The sequence below is a fragment of the Pseudomonas sp. Leaf434 genome (assembly GCF_001425545.1).
GTDB lineage: Bacteria > Pseudomonadota > Gammaproteobacteria > Pseudomonadales > Pseudomonadaceae > Aquipseudomonas > Aquipseudomonas siliginis.
The window spans coordinates 420,703-443,697 of sequence record NZ_LMQZ01000008.1; the positions used below are offsets into that span (position 1 = coordinate 420,703).

Genomic DNA, 22,995 nt, shown 5'->3' on the forward strand with positions numbered 1-22,995 from the left:
CGAGCACGCAGTGTTCAGTATGACATTCCCGGAATCGCAACGTGTTCAGCTCCTCACCAGATCTGAGCTCAACGACACGGGTGGGGCGCATGGTAGCCACGTTATGGATTCTTTAACGGTTGCCCGTCTGCGAATCACGGAGTGAGTATTTGATGCAAAATTTCTCAGCAACACCGACGGAGCTTATCGCGAGCTTATGGCGGCATAGAAACCTGATCAAGTCGTTTGTACAGCGTGATGTTCTTGGTCGCTACCGCGGATCGTTCATGGGGATTATTTGGTCATTCCTCAATCCGCTGTTCATGTTGGTAGTATATACGTTCTTTTTCAGCGTTATTTTCAAGGCGCGCTGGGGAAGTGGTAGCGACTCGAAGACGGAGTTTGCTCTCATATTGTTCTCGGGATTAATGGTTTTCAGTCTATTCGCGGAGTGTGTAAACCGAGCGCCCGGTCTTATCCTTGGTAATCCAAACTACGTAAAGAAAGTGGTATTTCCCCTTGAAGTTTTGCCTTGGGTGAATATGGGGTCGGCCCTTTTTCATGGTGCGATCAGTCTCAGCGTGTGGATGTTGGCTTACATTATTTTCTTTGGTGTACCTCACCTTACAGTGCTGTATTTGCCCTTAGTCTTGCTGCCATTGATTTTCTTCGTCATGGGTGTCAGCTGGGCGCTCGCATCATTAGGCGTGTACCTGCGTGACGCGGCGCAATTTGTTGGCATCGTGACCAGTACTCTGATGTTCCTATCTCCAATTTTCTATCCTGTCACTGCGCTGCCGGAGCGCTACAGGGGCTTGCTCTATCTGAACCCGTTGACGCCTGTCATCGAACAGACACGAGACGTGCTGTTCTGGGGAAATATTCCCGATTTCAAGATCCTCGGTATCTATCTGATCATTACTTTAATCATCGCGTGGTTGGGCTTCGCCTGGTTCCAGAAGACACGCAAGGGGTTCGCTGATGTCCTCTGAGATTTCTATCAAGGTCGAGAATCTGAGTAAGTGCTATCAAATATACGACCAGCCTCGGGATCGCCTGAAGCAATTTGTTATGCCTCCTATTCGGCGTGCCGCCGGTAGAGCACAGAAGCAGTACTTCCGAGAGTTCTGGGCATTAAGAAATGTTTCGTTCGAAGTGAAAAAAGGCGAAACCGTGGGCATTATCGGTCGTAACGGCAGTGGTAAATCGACGCTGTTACAAATGATATGTGGAACACTGCAGCCAACCCAAGGCAGTGTAAAAACCGCAGGGCGCATTGCCGCGCTGCTGGAGCTCGGGTCGGGATTTAATCCAGAGTTCAGCGGTCGTGAAAACGTCTACATGAATGCCGGGATTCTCGGCTTGACGAAAAGCGAAATTGACGACCGCTACGAAGCGATATTGGAATTTGCCGAAATCGGCGAGTTTATCGAGCAACCGGTAAAAACATATTCGAGTGGCATGTATGTACGCTTGGCATTCGCGGTCATCGCCAATGTTGATGCAGATATTCTGGTTATCGATGAAGCCTTGGCTGTCGGCGACATCTTCTTCACTCAAAAGTGCATGCGCTTTCTGGCTGAGTTCAAGAAGCGCGGCACCATTCTTTTCGTCACCCACGATACTAGCAGTGTCATGAGTCTTTGTGAGCGGGCGGTGTGGCTCCAGGCCGGTGATCGCAAGGCCTACAGCGACTCCAAGTCTGTTTGCCAGGCTTACCTTGCCGAGTATTACGCTTCCTCTGGCTCCGTTTCATTAGAGATTCCTCCGAAAGTCCATTCCACCCCAGTAATGCAGGATTTCCGCGACGTCCGACAGGATTTTATTAATCATTCCTCGATAAGAAACGACCTCGAAATTTTCAGATTCAAGGGCGATGGCGAGAAATTCGGCCTGAGCAAGGCGCATGTTGTGGATGTCTATCTCACCGATGATGGAGGCGGACCAGTGTCTTGGTTTGTCGGTGGGGAATTAGTTGTGCTAGTGGTAAAAGCACATGCGGAAATCGATCTCGATCAACCGATCGTCGGCTTTTTGGTGAAAGACAAGAACGGCCAACATTTGTTCGGTGAGAACACTTATCTGACGTTCGTCGAGAACTCGGTAAAGGTCTGCGGTGGCAGGGATTTCACTGCCAGCTTCAAGTTCAGAATGCCAATTATGCCTTCAGGTGATTACACGATTGGTGTCGCGATAGCGAACGGCACGCAAGACAATCACGTCATCCATAGCTGGGTGCATGACGCTATTGCTTTTAAATCTCACAGCACCAGCGTGTCAACGGGTTTGGTTGGCATTCCAATGATTGACATTGAGTTACAAGCTAATGGATAACAAATATGAATTCTCTTATGAACCCGTCAGTGTCTACGCGAGCGCTGTCAGCCTCATAAAAGATCTTACATGTACCGGGGCCATCCATCTTGACTTGGGTTGTGGTTACGCCGCTATCGCACGACAAATTGAAAAGCTAGGTGCTCGTTATGTCGGCTTTGATGCAAATGCCGAAAGTGTCAGAGCGCTTCATAGTAACGGCGTTGAGGCGTATGAGTTGAACCTGAGCGAGTGGGATCAGGCAATCGCTCAGTTCAAAACGCTTTGTGAGAATTACTCAGTTATTACCATTTCGATGTTGGACGTCATCGAGCATCTGGATTACGACTGTGGTTTATTAAGCCGAATCAAGGACTCTTTCAAGCCCGAGCAGAAAGTATCATTGGTTCTATCGGTTCCCAACTCGTCTCATGTAGACGTGTCAGTCAAGATGCTAGCGGGGTCGTTCAACTATCTGAACACCGGCCTGTTGGACAAGACCCACACCGTTGTGTATACCGAGGACAACTTATCGGTTGTGACTCGAAAGAATGGGTGGAAACAAGTTGCCGCCAATGACTATCATCTGGAATTCACCGAGCAATTCGTAAACCAACCGTCTGTTCTTCTCAATAGGGATGGGGGGCTTGGCCATGACTTGCGCCAGCTTAAAACGCTGCTGGATCCAAGCTGTGACGTGTACCAGTTTGTTAGAGCTTACGTACCTGATGAGCGAGTCGCCAACGAAGCAGATTCCCGGCTCCTGGCTAAGGATTTGTCACTGACGTTGATTATCCCTGAGTCTGTTGAGTCTGCAGCAGTACAGGACCTTGTTTCTAGACTGTCATTGATCGAAAACAAGACAAGTGTGCAATTGGTGTTGCCGAATCGGGTTGCGGATACTATATCGAGCGACTTTGCCGTTACTCGTTATCAAGAGGGCAAACTAGAGCAAGTTATCGCTCTGTCGCTTGCGACGCGGTACTGGTTATTTGTCGCAAATCCGGAGGATGTCTGTGAAGTCGCTCTGAATTCGCTGTTGACGACCTACGATGATTCCCGCGGTATGCCGGTGATCGCATTGATATCTGATGAAATAGACGAAGTTAAGGGCCAGTTTGAACTTTTGACTGCTTTCGGAAACAGCGTTTCGTGGCGAGTGATTTTTCCTACTCAGTATTTCGCGCATTTCAAAGATCACGAGTTTATAGCTAACGATGCTGGCTGGAAAAATTTCACCCGGCGCGCAGCGTTGACCTGTGGCATGGCCCGTGTTTCGGTTGATTTTGCTAACAGGCCTGCACCGTTTATTCCTTCTGTAGACAAAGTGGCTGTGCTTTCACAGGTGCTGTCGGATTCCAAGGCGCGTGCATTGGTGATTCGATCCAACGAATTGGCAAACGCGGTGGTCAATGAACTTGAATATGCAGTGCAAGCATCCGAGCGCCTTGCTTCCGAACTGACTGTTGAATCTCAACGCCTTACATCGGAATCCCAGCGTCTTAGCTTAGAACTGGAAGAGCGCAATCGTCAAATCAAGGAAATGCTGGCCAGTAATTCATGGGCCATCACGACGCCTCTGCGTAATTATCGTCGATACATAACTCGGATAAATGATCTATGCCGGGCGATTATGCGTCGAGATGTGGCGATCATTATGCAGTTTGCTCGTACAATATATTTGAAGTTTTCCTCGCTAAGGACTGTATGGTCAATTTATCAATCTGCCAAACTGAAGATAATGCGAGTTGTACAGGATAAATCTATTTCCAAGAATAATGCGCATGCTTTGGCTGACTTATCTAATCGGCGCTTCCAGGAAAGTGCAAATTTTCGTCCAGATCAGACCGTAGAAATATTGCCAGAAATTGATATTTCAGTTGTCTCATACAACAGCTCTCGCTGGGTGGAGAATTTTCTCACAACGCTCGTCTCACAAAATTTTCCGCTTTCCAAGATACACTTGAAGGTAGTGGATAATGGTTCTGCGGATAACACGGTAGAACTCTTTGAGCGCTACTTCGAAACTAATTCCAGTAAGTTCGCCAGTGTAGAAGTCATTCAACACGCTAATAACGGCTTCGGCGCAGGTCATGATCGAGCTATCAGAGCGGGACGCTCCAGCTTTTGCCTGGTTGTAAATCTGGATCTCGAGTTTCTACCGGATTCGATTGAAAAAGCTGTTCACGCCGCGATGAATGATGCAGATACCTCTGCGGCGAGTTGGGAGTTTCGGCAGATTCCTTATGAGCATCCGAAGTATTATGACCCCGTTACATTGGAAACCAATTGGTCATCGCACGCATGCATTCTTTTGAAGCGGGAAGCCTATGAGCGGTGCGGCGGTTACGACCATGCCATTTTCATGTACGGTGAGGACGTGGAGTTTTCTTATCGGCTTCGTTCCTTCGGTTATTCACTCAAATATCTGCCGTCTGCGACCGTTATTCATTACACTTACGAGGAGGCCGGGGAAATAAAGCCCTTGCAGTTCACCGGTAGCGTACTCGGTAATGCATACATTCGCCTGCGGTACGGCTCGTGGTCGGATCGAATAATGGCTTTCGTGTTGTATGCCGGGTTGTTTATCTACCCGTCGCAATTCACCGGCTCGAAAAAACTCCTGCTGAAAAATGTTCCGAAGCTGCTCCGGAATATTCCGCACTTTTTGGGAGGGCGCGGCGATGCTAATGCTAAGTTTCCCCTCCGCGGTTATGACTACGAGCTCATCCGAGATGGGGCATTCTGGGAAGTTCAGGCAATTGATCCTTCCAAGGTGCTTCCACGGGTGACAATCATTACACGTACTTATCGTGGACGTGGTGCTTTCCTCAAGCAGGCAATGCAAAGCGTTTTCAATCAGACGTATCCGAATATCGAGTTGCTCATCGCCGAAGACGGTGGTGATACCCAGAAATCGTTGGTAGAGACATTGTCAGCGTTTGCCCCTTCAACCGTGGACGTTAGATTTTTGGCAAATGAAAAAATCGGACGGTCAGGCGTGGGTAATGCCGGAATGGCAACTGCCTCAGGCGAATATTTGATGTTCCTGGATGACGACGACTTGTTGTTCGCCGACCATGTCGAAATTCTAATGCAGTGCCTTAATGCAGATAGTTCTCTCGACGCAGCCTATAGCCTGGCCTTCGAGGTCACTACTAACGTTAGTGAAGACAAGTCTTCTTACGTCGAGGAATTGCTCTATACGCCTTCCGTTTTTCGGCAGGTTTGGGATTACGAAGTGATGAAGCGTCACAATTTCATCCCGATCCAATCGATTCTTTTCAAGAAAAGCCTCTACGCTCGCTGGGGAGGTTTTGATCTTGAACTGGATCAATTGGAAGACTGGAACTTGTGGTTGCGCTATGGCTATGAAGGAAATTTCAAATTTGTGGAAAAGACTACATCCTTGTTCCGCACTCCGGCGAATGCGGACGTACGAGCTGAGCGCCATGCGATGCTGCATGATGCATACAACATGGCGCTGAGCAGTGCTAATGCCCATATCCTGAAGATTGCTGGGTAATCGTGGACGATGACACAAGGTGATTGATTTTCATCGGAATAGAACATGAAGGGACACGCAAGTGTCCTTTTTCGTTTCCCGGTTTCTATCAGGCGTAGTGCATAGTCTGGTATCTTTGCGAGTTTAGCTCGGACGGTGCTGGGGATATGGCATAAGGTGGAGAGTGCTACGGTAGCATTCATGAGCCTTCTTGCCGAGTTTTCTCATCACGTTTTTGCCGCCTTTAAAACGTATGCGTTCCATCAACCATATTGAAAGCCGTCACGTGATCCCGGATGCTGCGTTCTTGATTCTGTTTATTGAGTCCATCCGCCATGTGTACGACCCAATGCCAAAATCGTAATCATCTGTCGCCAACATACAGCCCTCGAATTCCGAAAATCCCCTTTAGGCAATGTGGCTAGATTAATAAAGTCAACCCTGCCCAAATCGCGATCGGACCTATCTGGTTCAGAATACGTTCGCGACGAGTTTGGTTATTTTAAGCTGCATACTCGACGCCGGTGAGGGGCCCGATGTCATCGAGCTTATCGTTTGGTCATTGCGGGTCGGGTATTACACTGACTCTGGAAGTCTTTTTCAGGGATGGCTCAGGGTGACATGCAAAGGTGTGAACTATCCTCATCCTTCAGGCTGGATTGACGGAGTTCAGGAATGTACACTACTGCTCGCTCAACGCCGCCACGAGGCCGTCTAATCAGAACATAAGGCGTTGTCATCTGTATTTTGAGTTCTCTGGTGTGAGATTCAAGGCTCTACCCATGGCTCTCGGCCTAACGTTTCGCTCATTCTATGAATTTAGTGGGTTTTGAAGTGATCGATTTATTATTGATGTGGTTGGTTGTCTTTGGCTGGGTGTCATTGGCTTCTTTTTCAATCGCCGGTGCCTCTCGCGCAGGATATAATCGAGCAGAGTATATTTGTGCCTGCTCCGGAATTATGATTTCGCTTTATTTATTTGCCTGTCTGCAGATTCTCTCCCTCGGCATTATTTTTGTAAATGTTATAGGGGCTCTAGGGTGTGGGTTCGCGTTATGGAACTTAATGTATGAAGAAGATAATAAGTGGATTGTCATTCGAACCGGTGTCGAATTGTCAGTCATCTTCGCTATCGCATTTTTCGCATCCTGGGGTGCTGAGTATTGGACTTGGGACGAGTTTTCGCACTGGGGTGCTCAGATTGAATATCTAAATGCTCAGAAGAACATCCCGACCGAATCCGGCGTGCTTCTCTTTCCAAACTATATTCCCGGAATATCACTGTTTCGGTACTTTGGAGAGATTATGCTTCACGGCACCGGATTAAGCGCGTCATATTTCCTGTCTTGGGTTATGGCGTTGTCTGGTTTATATACAGTTGCATATTCGGAATCCAAATACAGATTTCTAGCAACCGCTATCGCCGTTTTTTTTGCGTATTTGATTTTTTTTCAATCGCTTGTTTCGACCTTGTATGTTGATCCGTTGCAGGCGATCTTTTTTTTATGCGCTTTAAAGTATGCGCATGAGAAAACTTCAGATGCGTTCAGGGTTGTTGTTGTGTTGTGTGTGTCATTAGTGTTAATGAAGCATGTTGGTTTAATATTCTCCCTTTTTGTTTTGGTGTATTTCACTGCTGTAAGGGTTTTTCTATGTGAGGAGAAACCTGCTCATGTATTGCCGCGCGCTCTGTGCTTGGCTGGTTTAATATTTACTTCATATTTTAGCTGGGCCATTTATGTTAGTGTCTATGATTTGTCGATCGGCGTTGTTGATGTTTCTAAATTAACGGTCGGGGATGGAGTTTTCGCAAACTTATGGAGCGGCTTATTAATAGTCTTGAGTAATAAATTCATACATGCAGGATTTATCGAACCTTTTTATTTGACGGGTTATGATTTTAAGTCAGCGCCTGTGTGGGCTTTTATCGCAGCTATATTCGCTTTGAGCGCAATTTTTGTTTATGGAAACTCTAGTTCTTTGCGTAATAAGCTGTTGGCAGTCGGTCTTCTGGTGTCGACCAATGTAAGTTATACGTTGTTTTTGGCTTATATTGCTGCTGTAACGCCTTGGGGATTAGATCCATATTCATTTGCAAGATATTTGATGGTCACGTTGTTTGCAACTTTTTTTATGCAGTTTATAATGGTGCGGAATCATATTTCGAAATTAGCAATTGCTCTTTTTGTCGTCTCGGTAGTTTCGTTTAGTGTGGTTGTAAGTCCCTCGTTGACCTCAGTTTTTGTGTCTGATAAAAGACCTCCCGTTATGGTAAACGAAGAGTATCGCTTGAAAGCTGAAACTCTTAAAAAATACGCAAATGAAACAGATCTTGTTTGGTATGTAAATGACCAGAATATAACTCTAGGCTATTTTGTATTCAGAATGAAAGCAATGCCATTGAAATTTGTTGCGTATTCCGCGGGCTATGATATCTATCATAACAATAATCTGGAGCGTGGAATTAACCTGGACTACCGACAGCATCTCTTCGCGCGGAAGCTATGCAGTGTAAATTATATATATATAGATAAAATGCCATACTTGTTCTGGAACCAATTTTCTAAGTTTTTTGATGTTCCGAATGGTACCTTATATAAGGTTGTACCTAGCGGCGTTAAAACCTGTAGTGCCAAATTAGTTACAAAGTGAGAGGTTTCGTTATGAGAGACATACTTTTTCTCTTAATATATGTTTTTGGAATGGTGCTTGGTCAGGTTCTCTTCAAAAGAGTCGCAATTGCCATTTCAACTCATGGTAGTATTTACGCCATTGGCGGCGCACTATTGATGAGTTTTGAGTTTTTTCTGGCTATAGGTATTTATGGCCTCCTGACGATCTACTGGATTTGGCTCCTACGGTCAATATCTATATCGTACGCATACCCATTTGTTTCTCTTTCAATCGCAATTATGGTGTTCTTGGGGTGGTGGCTTTGGGGTGAAAAAATTAACTGGTTTCATATTTCCGGTGTTTTTTTCATATTGGTCGGAGTTATTCTTGTTGGTGTTTCGGGTGATTGACTTATGAAAGAAGTTTGGATTGTAATCGCAGCATATAATGAAGCGAGCGTTATTGCGCGTGTCGTTGAAGAGGTTCGTCTGGTTTTTGAGAACGTTGTTGTTGTCGACGACGGCTCATCAGATGACACATCTATTGAACTCAAAAAAACTGGTGCTTGGTGCATTGCGCACCCGATTAATCTCGGGCAGGGCGCCGCTTTGCAAACAGGGATAGAGTTTGCTATAAAAAACGACGCTAAATATGTTGTGACGTTCGATGCTGATGGGCAGCACTCAATTCAAGATGTTATCGGCATGCTCAATTTAATTAAAGCCGGCAGTATTGATGTCGTTTTGGGCTCTCGCTTTCTTGGTAACGCAGTAGGGATTACCAAGTTTCGGCGATTTTTCCTGAAGTGCGCTGCTTTTTTCACCGGTATTGTCAGTGGAGTCTGGTTGACTGATGCACATAACGGGTTAAGAGTCTTCACGGTAAATGCGGCTAAGCAGATTAAAATCAGACAGAATAGAATGTCGCACGCCTCTGAAATAATTGACATTATTGGCTCTTGCCGCTTGGTTGTTAAAGAGTTCCCGGTGACCATTACTTATACGGAATACTCAGTCGCCAAGGGGCAAAAATTATCTAATTCGTTCTCGATCTTGCTTGAACAGTTATCCTCAAAGTTTATCCGGTGATTCCAATGAAAATTCTCCTTGTTTTATTTTTTGTTTTTTTAATCGTATGTGCAATTATCCAACGGCAGCGTGTTCGCATTATCCCTTGGGTAGTGGTATTCTTTTCTTGCTGCTCAATATATTTTGTACTTCTACCTGATCATTCAACAGTAGTAGCTGAATTTTTTGGGGTTGGTCGTGGGGCGGATTTGCTTCTTTACCTGTGGTTTGCAATAGGCTCGTTATTCATTTTCTTTCTAACTGTTCAAATTAAATCTTTAAATGAGAATATTACAAATCTTTCGCGTTACATTGCGATCGACCGCGCTGTTAGGGGCGATAATTGTAGCAGGCCTGATGCTGGAGCTAGTCAAGAGTAGACGAGGTACGCAGCCGAATATTGAGGCGCCTTTATAAAGTTTTGCTTTGGGTTATGCCAATATACTTGACTATAGCCAGCAGTTGAGCTCGGTAGTGCGACCACGTTAATGTGCTCGTTACAGCTTGGATCAGGTGAAATAATAGTAACCCATAAACCACTATCCAACCGCGAGATTGATGGCGGATGCTGTTTTCCCATCCGGAGATCATCCGCCATGATGCAGGCAGTTGCAGCAGACTCGAGTTCTGTAACGTCGAAAGCCCGTCGGCTTTGAAGAAATTGATGCAGGGAATTGCTACCCCCGTCGAGCGGAACGAGAACGTGCGATCCCCCCGCCGGTCGGTTGAGAGAACTGGTTGTCCACCGCCACAGCCAAATTCGCGATGGCCTGTGCTTAACTTAGTGATCAGTCGAGACGACGGAAGCTAACCGCCAAAATCTCACCCGTGGCTGTCCCCAGCAACTGGATGCCTACCCGCAATCGTCGTGGCCCCGTTCACCGAGGGCTCCTTGCGTGTCGGACGCAAAAGTCGCGGGTGCCATCTTTTCACCATTCTCATGTCCATTAAAGCCACAGTAGTGCCAAATCACGGTATGGGCCCACGGGGCGACAAGCTTTTGTGGTTCGTCGCTTCCTAAACTGTAGGAGCCAAAATGTCCACCGAAGGCCCTTGGAAGTGGAAGACATCAAACGCCTGCTCTTGACCCTTTTGGGCGCTTGCGATCTTACGCTCGACACCAACGCCCACAATCCCTAAGATAAAGGAAATACGTTAATTACAAGAAAAAAAATGGGATTAATTAGGCTTTACCTCGCTATATCTGTATTGATTTTTCACTACCCTCTAACGACAGAGTCTTTACGATTTGTAAATAGCCTGTTTCTAGACTCCCAGATAGCAATTAACATGTTTTTTTTGATGTCTGGGTTCTATATATCTCTAGGGCTAAATAACCGCTACAGAGATCCAAGCCAGAATTCCACCTTTTACATCGGTCGATTGCTCAGGCTCTGGCCCGCCTATTTAATATCTCTTCTATTTCTTATACCGACAGGGAAATTACAAGCAGTTGCACATTGGATACTTGAGCTTCCAGCCGCGCTAAAGTATTTAGCGATTTTCTCAAATGCAACCATGATCGGGAATGACTTGTTGGTTCATTTGAGTGTTATCGATGGTCGAACAATATTCTCAGAGTATGGTATAGATCCTCATCACAATGGCTCATCGTACATACTGAACTTTCCTTCTTGGTCGCTATCGGTAGAGGTTATGTTTTATATCTTGGCACCGTTCATAGTGAGAAGTTTGAGAACTTCGCTTATTGTCTTGTCGATGAGTATAATAGCGTGCCTGTATGTGAAGTTTATCAATCCAGACTTAGTCACTCGATTCAGGGTTGACTTGTTTTATTCAAATCTGTTTATATATTTTGGTCTTGGTATGCTGGGGTATAGACTCAGCCAGTGCGCTAAGAGCAGAACCTTACCCGAAGCCATAAAGTATCTAGTACCTGCCTATTTGTTGTCTTTTATTGCCCTGCCAAACAATTATGGTTGGCTTTATGTGACGCTGTCATTGGCTATTCCTACTCTTTTCGAGCTAACTAAGTCAAACAAATTTGATGAATTCTTCGGCGATCTTTCATATCCGATTTACATCTTACACATGCCCATAGCGCTGCTCATTGTTTGGGCGCTTGATCTACAGTATGCGCCCGCCGTTTCGTTATTTTTCGCTGTCACGCTCGCCTCGGCAATGGTAGTGCTTTTCATTGAGCGCCCGATTGATCGATTCAGATATCGATTTTTTAAAATCCAATAGAGCAATTGATCTCCAAGTGAGCAATATCGGTTCTCAGGGAGTGGTTTCAACTGTTCATTGAGGGGCTGCAACCTGGTGAGCTTTGCTGGTTTTTCGGATAATTGCTGCTCAGGGGGCGCGTGACGACGGCAGAACAGTGCCGCCGAGTTCATACTGTCTAACGATGGTGGGCGAAGTCGCCCACGGTCCGCGACATGACTTCAAGCTGATCATTAGCCAGCATCAATTCAGTCTCGGCGCTTTTCCAATGCGCAAGCCATAACCGGGAGGTGATCCTTGAACCCTCATTCAATAGACGTGGCTTATCCCGATGCTGCGCTGCCGATTCTCTTGGGGCTCAATCGGCCAGGACGCGAGCCGATGCTAAGGCAGAAACGTAGTTCTGTAACCGAAGCCCGTCGACTTGCGCAAGCCGTCCGGCCCGTGTCGCATCGGCAGGTTTTGGATTCCTGAGCAAGAAAATTGAACCTGGACTAGGGCTTTCTGCGCGCGGGATGTCTGCTTGGACGTCGCTTCGCAAGCAGTTCATTATCCTTCGCTGCGATTTACGCGCATCTCAACAGCTCAAGAATCGTGCCGCTTTTACACGAGTCAGAGCTTGCGTCGATTCGTTGATGAGGTTTTGCTAGCGTTTGTTCTGTAATGTAGATCTTTTACTTCGTACAATGTGCCAGTCGGTTCCACGAACGGAGTAGGTTACCTTGGGGCGAGGGAATATGGAAAAGCTACGCGGATATTTGTTGGCGTTGCCGCGCCGACAGAAGCGACTGATTCAGGTGCTGACGGATATTGCCCTCGTCTGGGCAGCGCTCTGGATGGCATTTATCGTGCGTCTTGGAATCGACGAGATGGTCAACCCTATAAAAGTGCACCTCTGGTTGTTTATCTGTGCACCTCTCATCGCTATTCCTCTCTTTATACGATTCGGCATGTATCGAGCTGTGATGCGATATTTTGGCAATGACGCTTTGGTCGCTATCATAAAAGCCGTAAGTCTTTCGTCATTGATCCTCGCGCTAGTAGTTTATTGGTACAGCAACCATGAGGCTGTCGTCCCGCGTTCCATCATTTTTAATTATTGGTGGCTCAGTCTCGTCATCATCGGCGGCTTGCGCCTATGCATGCGTCAATATTTCATGGGCGATTGGTTCACGGCTGCGCAACATGTGCCTTTCGCCAATCGCGACGATGGTCTGACTAAGGTAGCGATTTACGGTGCGGGTGTGGCGGGCAACCAGTTGGTCGCTGCGCTGCGCATGGGGCGAGTGATGCGTCCTGTAGCGTTCATCGATGACGACCCCGGTATTGCGGATCGATCAATTTCGGGCTTGCAGGTTTATAAGCCGAAACATATCCAGCAGATGATTGAGGTGACAGGTGCGCAGGAAATCTTACTCGCGCTCCCTTCTTCTACGCGAGCCAGACGACGGGAGATTCTTAATTTCCTTGAGGGCTTTCCGCTGCACGTGCGTAGCGTGCCCAATTTTACCGACTTGGCCAGCGGCCGTGTAAAAGTTGAAGATATCCAAGAAGTCGACATTGCTGACTTGCTGGGTCGGGATGCGGTGCCCGCACAACATGACTTGCTTGAACTCTGTATTAAAGGCAAGACGGTTTTGGTGACGGGGGCTGGCGGGTCGATCGGTTCAGAACTTTGTCGACAGATTTTTTTATTGAGGCCCACGACGCTCCTGTTGTTTGAACATAGTGAGTTTAACCTTTACAGCATTCTTTCTGAGTTAGAGCAACGGGGTATTCGGGAGTCGGTTTCAGTCAAACTGCTCCCGATTCTCGGCTCTATCCGCCATCAGGACAAACTTCTTGACGTTATGAAGGCTTGGCGGGTGGACACCGTCTATCACGCGGCCGCTTACAAGCACGTGCCGATAGTCGAGCACAATATTGCAGAAGGCGTGCTCAATAACGTCATTGGTACCCTAAATACGGCTCAGGCCGCGCTTCAGTCAGGTGTTGCCAACTTTGTATTGATCTCGACCGACAAGGCCGTCCGTCCTACCAACGTCATGGGCAGCACAAAGCGTCTGGCCGAGTTGACCCTTCAGGCTTTGAGTCGTGAGATTGCCCCCGTATTGTTTGGGGATCGTTCCAATGTCTCCCGAGTCAACAAGACGCGCTTCACCATGGTGCGTTTCGGTAATGTACTCGGATCGTCGGGGTCGGTGATTCCGTTGTTCCACAGCCAGATCAAATCGGGCGGACCGCTGACGGTCACGCACCCCAAGATCACCCGCTACTTCATGACCATCCCCGAAGCTGCGCAACTGGTCATCCAGGCCGGTTCTATGGGGCAGGGGGGGGATGTCTTCGTTTTGGATATGGGTGAGCCGGTAAAAATCGTCGAACTGGCGGAGAAAATGATTCACCTGTCCGGACTGAGTATCCGATCGGAGCGCAATCCTCAAGGCGACATCTCCATCGAGTTCACCGGTTTGCGTCCAGGCGAGAAGCTGTACGAGGAGTTGCTGATCGGTGACAACGTAGCAGCTACGTCGCATCCCATGATCATGAGCGCCAATGAGGATCATCTTCCTTGGGAGGTCCTGAAAGCCCGATTGAACGAACTGCTCAAAGCCGTGGAAGCCGACGACTACACCCGCGTCCGCCAACTCCTGCGCGAAACCGTCTCCGGCTACACCCCCGATGGCGAAATCGTCGACTGGATCTACCAGCAACGCCGTCTCGAGCCCTGATTGTTTCACATCCTGTAACGCTCGCATTTTTGACTTCACTCCATCATGACCTACGTTTGGAGAAGCAGCTTCGGAAAAGCTGCTTTCTAAAACGATGATGGAGCGTCACTTATGCGTACCGGTTATTTCTACTCGCTGATTTTTGCTTTCCTCACCAGCGCCTCGATTGCTGCGATTGCTGCCCCTGTAGCGCCCACCGAGACAACAAAGGCGCCTTTGCTGATGGATGCAGCTGCGCCCTCGGCAAGCGCGAAGGTCGATCTCAACGGTGCGGATGCGGCGACGTTGCAGAAGGAGTTGGCGGGTGTGGGTGAGGCGAAGGCGCAGGCGATTGTTGCGTATCGCGATACTAATGGGCCGTTCGCGTCGGTGGATGAGTTGCTGGAGGTGAAGGGGATTGGTAAGGCGATTCTGGATCGCAATCGTGAAAAGCTGGAAGTGAACTAAGCTGACAGTTCAACGCCGAGAGGCCGGTCATTGACCGGCCTTTTTATTGGGTGCCGATCTGGTGGATGTCTGAATGCTAAAAATTACGGGTATCATATTGCGTCTTGATTATGCCTATAATAATTTCGCTCGGGACTGATTCAGCAGCCGAATCGCAGCACACCGATGCACGTCGAATTTTGAATTGATAAGGGGTAACCACGGTATGAACCAACGTCGAGTCGTCGTCACGGGCATGGGCCTGGTTTCACCCTTGGGCAGTGATGTTGAAATTGTCTGGCAGCGTTTGCTGGCCGGTCGTTCCGGGTTGCGCAACTTGCCCGATGCGGTTGTGGCTGATCTGCCGACCCGGGTCGGCGGGAGTGTGCCGACGGTGGAGGAGGATGCCGAGGCCGGGTTTGATCCGGATCGTGCGACGCCGCCCAAGGAACAGAAGAAAATGGATCGCTTCATCATGTTTGCCATGGAAGCGGCGCGGCAGGCGCTGGAGCAGGCCGGCTGGCATCCGGGGGACGCTGAAAGCCAGGAGCGCACTGCAACAATCATCGGCTCGGGTGTCGGTGGTTTCGGTGCGATTGCCGATGCGGTGCGTACCACCGACAGCCGTGGTCCTCGGCGTTTGTCGCCGTTCACCATTCCATCGTTTCTGGTCAATCTCGCGGCGGGTCATGTCTCGATCCAGCATGGCCTCAAAGGGCCGTTGGGCGCTCCGGTTACCGCATGTGCCGCCGGGGTTCAGGCGATCGGCGATGCAGCGCGGTTGATCAGGGCGGGGGAGGCGGACATCGCTGTATGTGGCGGTGCGGAGGCGTCGATCGATCGCGTCAGTCTCGCCGGTTTCGCGGCGGCGCGGGCGTTGTCCAGCGGCTACAACGACACCCCGGAAAAAGCTTCGCGTCCCTTCGACAGTGGGCGTGATGGTTTCGTGATGGGCGAGGGCGCTGGTTTGTTGGTGATCGAATCGCTCGAGCATGCGCTGGCACGCGGTGCGACGCCGTTGGCCGAACTGGTCGGCTATGGCACCACGGCCGATGCCTACCACCTGACCGCCGGACCTGAGGACGGCAGTGGCGCTCGCCGGGCGATGCAATTGGCACTGGCTCAGGGCGGTGTAACGCCGGAGCAGGTGCAGCATCTCAACGCACATGCGACGTCGACGCCGGTCGGTGATCTGGGCGAGTTGGCGGCGATCAAGGCGTTGTTTGGCACGCAGAACAAGATCGCCGTGACTTCGACCAAATCTGCTACCGGTCATTTGCTCGGCGCGGCGGGTGGGCTGGAGGCGATTTTCACGCTGCTGGCGATTCGTGATCAGGTGGTGCCACCAACGCTCAACTTCGAAAACCCGGATCCGGCGAGCGAAGGGGTAGACATCGTGCATGGCGAGGCGCGCTCCATGTCAATCGAATATGCCTTGTCCAACGGCTTTGGTTTTGGCGGGGTCAATGCGAGCGTGTTGTTCAAACGCTGGGAAGGTTAATCGCTCGATTGCTTGAGATGTTCGCGGGTGACGTCGAGGATGCGCTGAGCGAAGTCGGCATCCGCGACGCTGCGTGACAGCAGCAATGCGCCAGCCAGGGTGGCCATGATGACAATGCTGCGATCGGCGCTGTTCTCGCCTTCGAGCGTGCCTTGAATTTGTTCGAGGCGAGCATTGAGGACTTCGTCGCTGGTGGGGCTTGGCTGGCCGCGCAGGCCCAGCTCCGAGGAAATGGTCAGCAGCGGGCAGCCTTCGTCGGGCGAGGTCTGATGCCACTCTGACAGGTAGGTGTCGATGAACACTTGCAGAGGGTTTTCCTGCGCGAAGATTTCTTCGCACAGGCCCGCGACTTGCTCGCCGGCCTCTTGCAGGGCTTTTTCGACCAGCTCTTCCTTGGATTTGAAGTGCGAGTAGAAACCGCCATGGGTCAAGCCCAGGGCTTTCATCAAAGGCTGCAGGCCGGTGCCGCCGATACCGTCCTTGCGAAATCGGGCGGAAGCCTCCTTGATGATGCGTTGATGGGTCTGGGCTTTGTGATCTGGCGAGTAACGCATGTGGAGCTCTCCGCGACGATGCTGCCATCTTAACCACGGAAGATTAAATGGTGACTGTACTTCTAAAATCTAAACAGCCTGCGGGTAAGTCCGATTGTGCTGAAAAAACTAACCCCGCCATTGCGGCGGGGCTCGTATCAGCGGTCTTGCGCATCCTTGGCATCCGCTTCGGCATTGCGCTGTGCGACGCGCTTGCGTTCTTCATCGGTCAGTTCGACCTTGTTGGCGGTGTCGCGCAACATCATCAATCCGCCGACAATCGAGCCGATCGCAACGACCAGAATCAACCAGGCATACCAGGGCATAACGGCTCTCCTTAATGGCAGCTCGACGGGCGAGGACTTCGCCGTGCGATGCTGCATACCACCTTTGAGCGAAACGACTTCGCAGTGGTTCCATTCTAGGCCGCTTATGCCCGGCACACCCGAACCGTGTTACAGACCGGTCAACATCGCATCCGCCGGCGCATCGGCGCGCAGTTGCCCGGTGAGCATGAAGTAGCAGAACCCCACCGCCATGAAACCGAGGAAAATCAGCCCGATCAGTGTGTTGAACCACGCCATCGCCACCAGGCAAACCACCGCCAGCACCAGCGCGATCAGCGGAACCAGCGGATAGCACGGCGCGCGGAAAGTACGCTCCAGATTCGGTTCCGATTTACGCAGTTTGAACAGGCTGAGCATGCTCATGATGTACATCACGATGGCGCCGAACACGGCCATGGTGATCATCGCGGCGGTGAGTGTCATGCCGCCGAGGTTGATCAGACCGTCGCTGTAGATCGCCGCGATGCCGATAAGGCCGCCAGCGATGATTGCGCGGTGCGGGGTCTGGAAGCGCGACAGTTTTGCCAATGAGGCGGGCAGGTAACCGGCGCGGGCGAGGGCGAAGAATTGCCGCGAATAACCAAGGATGATGCCGTGGAAACTGGCGACCAGGCCGAACAGGCCGATCCAGACCAGCATGTGCAGCCAGCCGGAGTTGTCGCCGACCACGGTTTTCATCGCCTGCGGCAGTGGGTCGTTGATGTTGGACAAGGTGCGCCAGTCGCCGACGCCGCCAGCGAAGAACATCACGCCCATTGCCAGCAGCACCAGCGTCAGGATGCCGCTTATGTAGGCTTTTGGGATCGTGCGTTTCGGGTCCTTGGCTTCCTCGGCGGCCATGGCGGCGCCTTCGATGGCGAGGAAGAACCAGATTGCAAATGGAATTGCCGCGAACATCCCGGCAATTGCCGGCGCGCCGAAGACGTCGGAACCGGCCCAACCATTCAGCGCGAAGTTGCTGAAGCTGAACGCCGGCGCGACCACGCCCATGAACACCAGCAACTCAGCCACCGCCAGCACGCAGACGATCAGCTCGAACGTCGCGGCCAGTTTCACCCCGAGAATGTTCAGGCCCATGAACACGATGTACGCCCCGACCGCCGCGTGTTTCGGGTCGAGTGCCGGAAATTGCACATTGAGATACGCGCCAATCGCCAAGGCAATCGCTGGCGGGGCGAAGACGAATTCGATCAGTGCGGCCAGTCCGGCGATCAATCCGCCTTTTTCGCCAAACGCGCGGCGGCTGTAGGCAAACGGCCCGCCGGCATGGGGAATCGCGGTGGTCAGTTCGGTAAAGCTGAAGATAAAGCAGGTGTACATGGTCGCGACCATGAATGAGGTCACCAGAAAACCCAGCGTACCGGCCACGCCCCAGCCGTAACTCCAGCCGAAATATTCCCCGGAAATCACCAGCCCCACGGCAATACCCCACAGGTGCAACGTGCCCAGCGTGGGTTTGAGTTGTGTGTTCATGCGCTTGCTCCCGCAATGGTTGGAAAGCTCGAGGGAGAGCGTGTGCAGTGGGCGTGCCACTACCGTGAAACAAGTCGTAATGAGTTCAAAGCTGTCGCAGGGGGGATGTTCGGGTGGGGATAGCTGCTTTTTGTGCGCCAGTTGGGTGCGATGTTGTCGGTGATGCCGTCTTCGCGAGCAGGCTCGCTCCCACATTTTGAAATGCGTTGCCCCGGTGGGAGCGAGCCTGCTCGCGAAGGCGCAGCCCAAACACCACGAAACTCAGCCGTAAAGCCCGCATAAACCCACTCTTTACGCTTTCTTTATGACCCACGCCGCGCCTCGCTCTCGTTCCTTTACAGCCTCCTTCCCGACAATCGCTGCACACACGGCAATACGCCGTTACACGGAGATCTTCCATGAGCGTTCTGGACGGGGTGTCACTGCTGTTGGCAGTGGGGCTGTTCATTTATCTGTTGGTTGCGCTGTTGCGCGCGGACCGGAACTAGGAGCGGCTATGCACAGTTATGACTATTGGCTGATCCTCGGGTTTTTTGCGCTGGTCCTGCTGCCGGCGCCGTTCCTTGGGCGCTTCTATTACAAGGTGATGGAGGGCCAGCGCACCTGGCTGACGCCGATTCTCGGACCGGTCGAGCGCGGTTGCTATCGCCTTGCCGGGGTCGATGCGCAGGCGGAGCAGAGCTGGCAGAAGTACACGCTGGCGCTGCTGGCGTTCAACCTCGCTGGCTTCTTGTTGCTGTTTGCGATTCTGCTGTTCCAGGATCATCTGCCGCTGAACCCGCAAAACCTGCCCGGCCAGGAATGGACCCAGGCGTTCAACACCGCGGTCAGTTTCATGACCAACACCAACTGGCAGTCCTACAGCGGTGAAGCGACCCTCAGCTATCTGAGCCAGATGGTCGGTCTCACCGTGCAGAACTTCGTCAGCGCCGCCACCGGCCTCGCCGTACTGGTCGCGCTGTGCCGTGGCATCGGCCGTAAGTCGGCGCAGACCCTCGGCAACTTCTGGGTCGACATGACCCGCGCCACGCTCTATGGCCTGCTGCCGCTGTGCCTGCTGCTGGCGCTGTATCTGGTCTGGCAGGGCGTGCCACAAACCTTCGCCCAGTATGTAAATGCCGTGACGCTGCAGGGTGTTGATCAGGTAATTCCGCTCGGCCCGGCGGCCAGCCAGATTGCGATCAAGCAGCTGGGCACCAACGGTGGCGGTTTCTTCGGGGTCAACTCGGCGCATCCGTTCGAGAACCCGACCGCGTGGAGCAACCTGTTCGAAGTCGCCTCGATCATTCTGATCCCGGTGGCGCTGGTGTTCACCTTCGGCCACTACGTCAAGGATCTGCGTCAGAGCCGCGCGATCATCGCCTGCATGCTGGCGTTGTTCCTGATCGGCGGTGCGACGTCGTTGTGGGCCGAGTATCAGCCGAATCCGACCCTGAACAATGCCGCCGTCGAGCAGACCGCGCCGCTGGAAGGCAAGGAAGCGCGCTTCGGTACCACCGCGACGGTGCTGTGGTCGGTGACTACCACGGCGGCGTCGAACGGCTCGGTGAACGGCATGCACGATAGCCTCAACCCGCTGAGCGGCATGGTCGCGCTGGTCAACATGATGGTCGGCGAAGTGATCTTCGGCGGTGTCGGTGCCGGGCTCTACGGCATGTTGCTCAACGTGCTGATCGCGGTGTTCCTCGCCGGTCTGATGATCGGTCGTACGCCGGAATACCTCGGCAAGAAACTCCAGGCCCGCGAAGTGCAATTGCTGGTAGTGACGCTGCTGGTGATGCCGGTCGGCGTGCTGGTGCTCGGCGCGATTGCCGCCACGGTTCCCAGCGCTGCGGCAACCATCAGCAACCCCGGCGCGCACGGTTTCAGTCAGTTGCTCTATGCCTACACCTCGGCGAGCGCCAACAACGGTTCGGCATTCGGTGGCCTGGGCGCGAACACGCCGTTCCACAACCTGATGCTCGGCCTGGGCATGTTGATCGGCCGCTTCGGCTACATCCTGCCGGTGCTGGCACTGGCCGGTAGCCTGGCGATGAAGAAAAGCGCACCGGTCGGCCAGAACAGCTTTCCGACTCACGGCCCGCTGTTCGTGACCCTGTTGACCGTGACCATTCTGCTGGTGGGCGGCCTGACGTTCTTGCCGACGCTGGCGCTCGGTCCTATCGCCGAACATTTAAGTATGGGCTTCTAAGGAATCCATCATGAATATGCCTGCAATCAAACCCGCCGCCGTCAAGGCGCCGGAACAAGCCAAAACCGCGATCTCGGCCCTGTGGCGCCCGGCGCTGGTGCAAGCCTTCGTCAAGCTCGACCCTCGGCAATTGGCGCGTTCGCCAGTGATGCTGGTGGTCGAACTGACGGCGATTTTCACCACCGTGCTGTGCTTCATCCCGGACGCCGACGTGCCGACCTTCGTCGCCGCGCAAATCGCCCTGTGGCTGTGGTTCACCGTGCTGTTCGCCAACTTCGCCGAAGCCTTGGCCGAAGGTCGTGGCAAGGCCCGCGCCGACAGCCTCAAGGCCGGCAGCGAAGGCCTCAGCGCCCGTTGCCGTCAGGCTGATGGCAGCTTCAAGATCGTGCCGGCTGCCAATCTGCGCAAGGGCGACGTGGTGCGAGTCGAAGCCGGGGAAATGATCCCCAGTGACGGCGAAGTCATCGAAGGCATCGCGGCGGTCAACGAAGCGGCGATCACTGGCGAATCGGCGCCGGTGATCCGCGAGTCCGGCGGCGACCGTTCCGCCGTCACCGGCAACACGCGGCTGGTGTCCGACTGGCTGCTGGTGAAGATCACCACCAACCCTGGTGAATCGACCCTCGACCGCATGATCGCCCTGGTCGAAGGCGCCAAGCGTCAGAAGACCCCCAACGAAGTCGCGCTGGATATCCTGCTGATCGGCCTGACCCTGATCTTTCTGCTGGTGGTCGTCACCCTGCAACCGTTCGCGCATTTTGCCAATGGCAGCCTGCCGCTGGTGTTCCTCGTGGCGTTATTGGTCACGCTGATTCCGACCACCATCGGCGGTCTGCTGTCGGCCATCGGTATCGCCGGGATGGATCGGCTGGTGCGCCTGAATGTGATCGCCAAGTCCGGCCGGGCGGTGGAGGCGGCGGGTGACGTGCACGTGCTGTTGCTCGACAAGACCGGCACCATCACTTTCGGCAACCGTCGTTGCAGCGCGGTGTATGCCGCGCCGGGTGTGACCGGCCGTGAACTGGCCGAAGGCGCGCTGTTCGCCTCGCTGGCCGACGAAACCGCTGAGGGCAAGTCGATCGTCGAGTTCCTCCGTGGCCTGCATCCACAACCGGAGCCGGCCCCGGAAGCCCTGACCGCCGTGCCGTTCAGCGCGGAAACCCGCTTGTCTGGCGTCGATTATCAGGGCCGCGTGTATCGCAAAGGGGCGGTGGATTCGCTGCTGGCGTTTCTCGGTCAACAACGTAGTGATCTGGCCCCGGCGCTGGCGCGGGAAATCGACAAGATCGCCCAGAGTGGCGGCACGCCGTTGCTGGTCTGCGCTGACGGCAAATTGCTTGGCGCGATCCATCTCAAGGACGTGGTCAAGCCAGGCATCCGTGAGCGTTTTGCCGAGTTGCGCAAACTGGGAATTCGCACGGTGATGGTCACCGGCGACAACCCGCTGACCGCAGCAGCGATCGCCGCTGAAGCGGGCGTCGATGATGTGCTCGCCGAAGCCACGCCGGAGAAGAAACTCGCGCGCATTCGTCACGAGCAGAACGACGGTCGCCTGGTCGCCATGTGCGGCGACGGCGCCAACGACGCCCCGGCGCTGGCCCAGGCAGACGTCGGCATGGCCATGAACGACGGCACGCAAGCGGCACGCGAAGCGGCGAACATGGTCGATCTCGATAGCGACCCGACCAAGCTGCTCGACGTGGTGCAGATCGGCAAGGAATTGCTGGTGACCCGTGGCGCGCTGACGACCTTTTCCATCGCCAACGACATCGCCAAATACTTCGCGATTCTGCCGGCGCTGTTCGCCTCGATTTACCCGCAGCTGGGTGTGCTGAACATCATGCATCTGAGCAGTCCGCAGAGCGCGATTCTCTCGGCCATCGTCTTCAACGCTTTGATCATCGTTGTGCTGATTCCACTGGCATTGCGCGGCGTGCGTGTGCAAGCAGCGAGTGCGGCGGCGTTGCTGCGGCGCAATCTGCTGATCTATGGCGTCGGCGGGATTGTCGTGCCGTTCGTGGGGATCAAGGTGATCGACATGCTGCTTACGGCGTTGCATCTGGTGTAACGCTTTCGCGAGCAGGCTCGCTCCCACCTGAAACTGCATTCCCCTGTGGGAGCGAGCCTG

At 52.6% G+C, this 22,995-nt stretch carries 17 protein-coding genes; 14 read left to right on the plus strand and 3 right to left on the minus strand.

Annotation, left to right across the window (positions count from 1 at the left end; genetic code table 11):
* Positions 1-152 precede the first annotated feature (152 nt).
* The 11 genes from ASG55_RS16750 (at position 153) to fabF (ending at position 16,323) form a co-directional block, all read left to right on the plus strand.
* Positions 153-971 carry an ABC transporter permease gene (locus ASG55_RS16750; RefSeq protein ID WP_056788371.1) on the plus strand — a complete coding sequence of 273 codons (819 nt, stop codon included), beginning with the start codon at positions 153-155 and terminating at the stop codon, positions 969-971.
* Entirely contained in the window at positions 961-2,313 is a 1,353-nt protein-coding gene (locus tag ASG55_RS16755) for an ABC transporter ATP-binding protein (RefSeq protein WP_056788374.1), read from the plus strand. The genes ASG55_RS16750 and ASG55_RS16755 overlap by 11 nt, the downstream gene beginning before the upstream one ends.
* Positions 2,306-5,818 (plus strand): glycosyltransferase, encoded by a 3,513-nt coding sequence (locus tag ASG55_RS16760; protein ID WP_056788380.1) that lies wholly within the window; start codon positions 2,306-2,308, stop codon positions 5,816-5,818. The genes ASG55_RS16755 and ASG55_RS16760 overlap by 8 nt, the downstream gene beginning before the upstream one ends.
* A gap of 792 nt (positions 5,819-6,610) precedes the next feature.
* On the plus strand, positions 6,611-8,449 hold the full coding sequence (locus ASG55_RS16765) for a hypothetical protein (RefSeq protein WP_156388200.1): 1,839 nt from the start codon (positions 6,611-6,613) through the stop codon (positions 8,447-8,449).
* A gap of 11 nt (positions 8,450-8,460) precedes the next feature.
* Positions 8,461-8,820, plus strand: a complete 360-nt coding sequence (locus tag ASG55_RS16770; RefSeq protein ID WP_056788385.1) for an EamA family transporter — start codon at positions 8,461-8,463, stop codon at positions 8,818-8,820.
* 3 nt (positions 8,821-8,823) lie between these two features.
* Positions 8,824-9,498 (plus strand): glycosyltransferase family 2 protein, encoded by a 675-nt coding sequence (locus tag ASG55_RS16775; protein ID WP_056788387.1) that lies wholly within the window; start codon positions 8,824-8,826, stop codon positions 9,496-9,498.
* Positions 9,499-9,503: 5 nt separating this feature from the next.
* Positions 9,504-9,857 (plus strand): DUF2304 domain-containing protein, encoded by a 354-nt coding sequence (locus tag ASG55_RS26420; protein ID WP_082530308.1) that lies wholly within the window; start codon positions 9,504-9,506, stop codon positions 9,855-9,857.
* Between the two features lie 793 nt (positions 9,858-10,650).
* Positions 10,651-11,685, plus strand: a complete 1,035-nt coding sequence (locus ASG55_RS16780) for an acyltransferase family protein (protein ID WP_056788390.1) — start codon at positions 10,651-10,653, stop codon at positions 11,683-11,685.
* A gap of 716 nt (positions 11,686-12,401) precedes the next feature.
* The gene (locus ASG55_RS16785) at positions 12,402-14,396 is read left to right on the plus strand and encodes a polysaccharide biosynthesis protein (protein ID WP_056788393.1); all 1,995 of its coding nucleotides are present in this window, start codon (positions 12,402-12,404) and stop codon (positions 14,394-14,396) included.
* A 111-nt stretch (positions 14,397-14,507) separates the two neighbouring features.
* Positions 14,508-14,843 carry a ComEA family DNA-binding protein gene (locus ASG55_RS16790; RefSeq protein WP_056788395.1) on the plus strand — a complete coding sequence of 112 codons (336 nt, stop codon included), beginning with the start codon at positions 14,508-14,510 and terminating at the stop codon, positions 14,841-14,843.
* 205 nt (positions 14,844-15,048) lie between these two features.
* Positions 15,049-16,323, plus strand: coding sequence for a beta-ketoacyl-ACP synthase II (gene fabF / locus ASG55_RS16795; protein WP_056788397.1), 1,275 nt, complete (start codon positions 15,049-15,051; stop codon positions 16,321-16,323).
* On the opposite strand, the gene ASG55_RS16800 is transcribed toward fabF, so the two are convergent.
* The 3 genes from ASG55_RS16800 to eat form a co-directional block, all read right to left on the minus strand.
* Positions 16,320-16,877 carry a TetR/AcrR family transcriptional regulator gene (locus tag ASG55_RS16800; RefSeq protein ID WP_041478311.1) on the minus strand — a complete coding sequence of 186 codons (558 nt, stop codon included), beginning with the start codon at positions 16,875-16,877 and terminating at the stop codon, positions 16,320-16,322. The genes fabF and ASG55_RS16800 overlap by 4 nt on opposite strands.
* Before the next feature lie 137 nt (positions 16,878-17,014).
* Positions 17,015-17,182 (minus strand): DUF2897 family protein, encoded by a 168-nt coding sequence (locus ASG55_RS26425; protein ID WP_016770901.1) that lies wholly within the window; start codon positions 17,180-17,182, stop codon positions 17,015-17,017.
* Positions 17,183-17,311: 129 nt separating this feature from the next.
* Complete coding sequence (gene eat, locus ASG55_RS16805; RefSeq protein WP_056788400.1) at positions 17,312-18,676, minus strand: ethanolamine permease; 1,365 nt, start codon at positions 18,674-18,676, stop codon at positions 17,312-17,314.
* Positions 18,677-19,074: 398 nt separating this feature from the next.
* Here eat and kdpF point away from each other — a divergent pair, with 398 nt between their 5' ends.
* The 3 genes from kdpF to kdpB are packed head-to-tail and all read left to right on the plus strand — an operon-like array spanning position 19,075 to position 22,935.
* The gene (gene kdpF / locus ASG55_RS26430; protein WP_007899818.1) at positions 19,075-19,164 is read left to right on the plus strand and encodes a K(+)-transporting ATPase subunit F; all 90 of its coding nucleotides are present in this window, start codon (positions 19,075-19,077) and stop codon (positions 19,162-19,164) included.
* A gap of 8 nt (positions 19,165-19,172) precedes the next feature.
* A complete protein-coding gene (kdpA, locus tag ASG55_RS16810; protein WP_056788402.1) occupies positions 19,173-20,867 on the plus strand; it encodes a potassium-transporting ATPase subunit KdpA in 1,695 nt (564 codons plus the stop codon).
* A 10-nt stretch (positions 20,868-20,877) separates the two neighbouring features.
* Positions 20,878-22,935, plus strand: coding sequence for a potassium-transporting ATPase subunit KdpB (gene kdpB, locus ASG55_RS16815; RefSeq protein ID WP_056788404.1), 2,058 nt, complete (start codon positions 20,878-20,880; stop codon positions 22,933-22,935).
* Positions 22,936-22,995: the final 60 nt, after the last annotated feature.

Bases quoted from the DNA above. Each gene is read 5' to 3' on its own strand.
- ASG55_RS16750 (WP_056788371.1), top strand. From the start codon at position 153: ATGCAAAATTTCTCAGCAACACCGACGGAGCTTATCGCGAGCTTATGG.
- ASG55_RS16755 (WP_056788374.1), top strand. From the start codon at position 961: ATGTCCTCTGAGATTTCTATCAAGGTCGAGAATCTGAGTAAGTGCTAT.
- ASG55_RS16760 (WP_056788380.1), top strand. From the start codon at position 2,306: ATGGATAACAAATATGAATTCTCTTATGAACCCGTCAGTGTCTACGCG.
- ASG55_RS16765 (WP_156388200.1), top strand. From the start codon at position 6,611: ATGAATTTAGTGGGTTTTGAAGTGATCGATTTATTATTGATGTGGTTG.
- ASG55_RS16770 (WP_056788385.1), top strand. From the start codon at position 8,461: ATGAGAGACATACTTTTTCTCTTAATATATGTTTTTGGAATGGTGCTT.
- ASG55_RS16775 (WP_056788387.1), top strand. From the start codon at position 8,824: ATGAAAGAAGTTTGGATTGTAATCGCAGCATATAATGAAGCGAGCGTT.
- ASG55_RS26420 (WP_082530308.1), top strand. From the start codon at position 9,504: ATGAAAATTCTCCTTGTTTTATTTTTTGTTTTTTTAATCGTATGTGCA.
- ASG55_RS16780 (WP_056788390.1), top strand. From the start codon at position 10,651: ATGGGATTAATTAGGCTTTACCTCGCTATATCTGTATTGATTTTTCAC.
- ASG55_RS16785 (WP_056788393.1), top strand. From the start codon at position 12,402: ATGGAAAAGCTACGCGGATATTTGTTGGCGTTGCCGCGCCGACAGAAG.
- ASG55_RS16790 (WP_056788395.1), top strand. From the start codon at position 14,508: ATGCGTACCGGTTATTTCTACTCGCTGATTTTTGCTTTCCTCACCAGC.
- fabF (WP_056788397.1), top strand. From the start codon at position 15,049: ATGAACCAACGTCGAGTCGTCGTCACGGGCATGGGCCTGGTTTCACCC.
- ASG55_RS16800 (WP_041478311.1), bottom strand. From the start codon at position 16,877: ATGCGTTACTCGCCAGATCACAAAGCCCAGACCCATCAACGCATCATC.
- ASG55_RS26425 (WP_016770901.1), bottom strand. From the start codon at position 17,182: ATGCCCTGGTATGCCTGGTTGATTCTGGTCGTTGCGATCGGCTCGATT.
- eat (WP_056788400.1), bottom strand. From the start codon at position 18,676: ATGAACACACAACTCAAACCCACGCTGGGCACGTTGCACCTGTGGGGT.
- kdpF (WP_007899818.1), top strand. From the start codon at position 19,075: ATGAGCGTTCTGGACGGGGTGTCACTGCTGTTGGCAGTGGGGCTGTTC.
- kdpA (WP_056788402.1), top strand. From the start codon at position 19,173: ATGCACAGTTATGACTATTGGCTGATCCTCGGGTTTTTTGCGCTGGTC.
- kdpB (WP_056788404.1), top strand. From the start codon at position 20,878: ATGAATATGCCTGCAATCAAACCCGCCGCCGTCAAGGCGCCGGAACAA.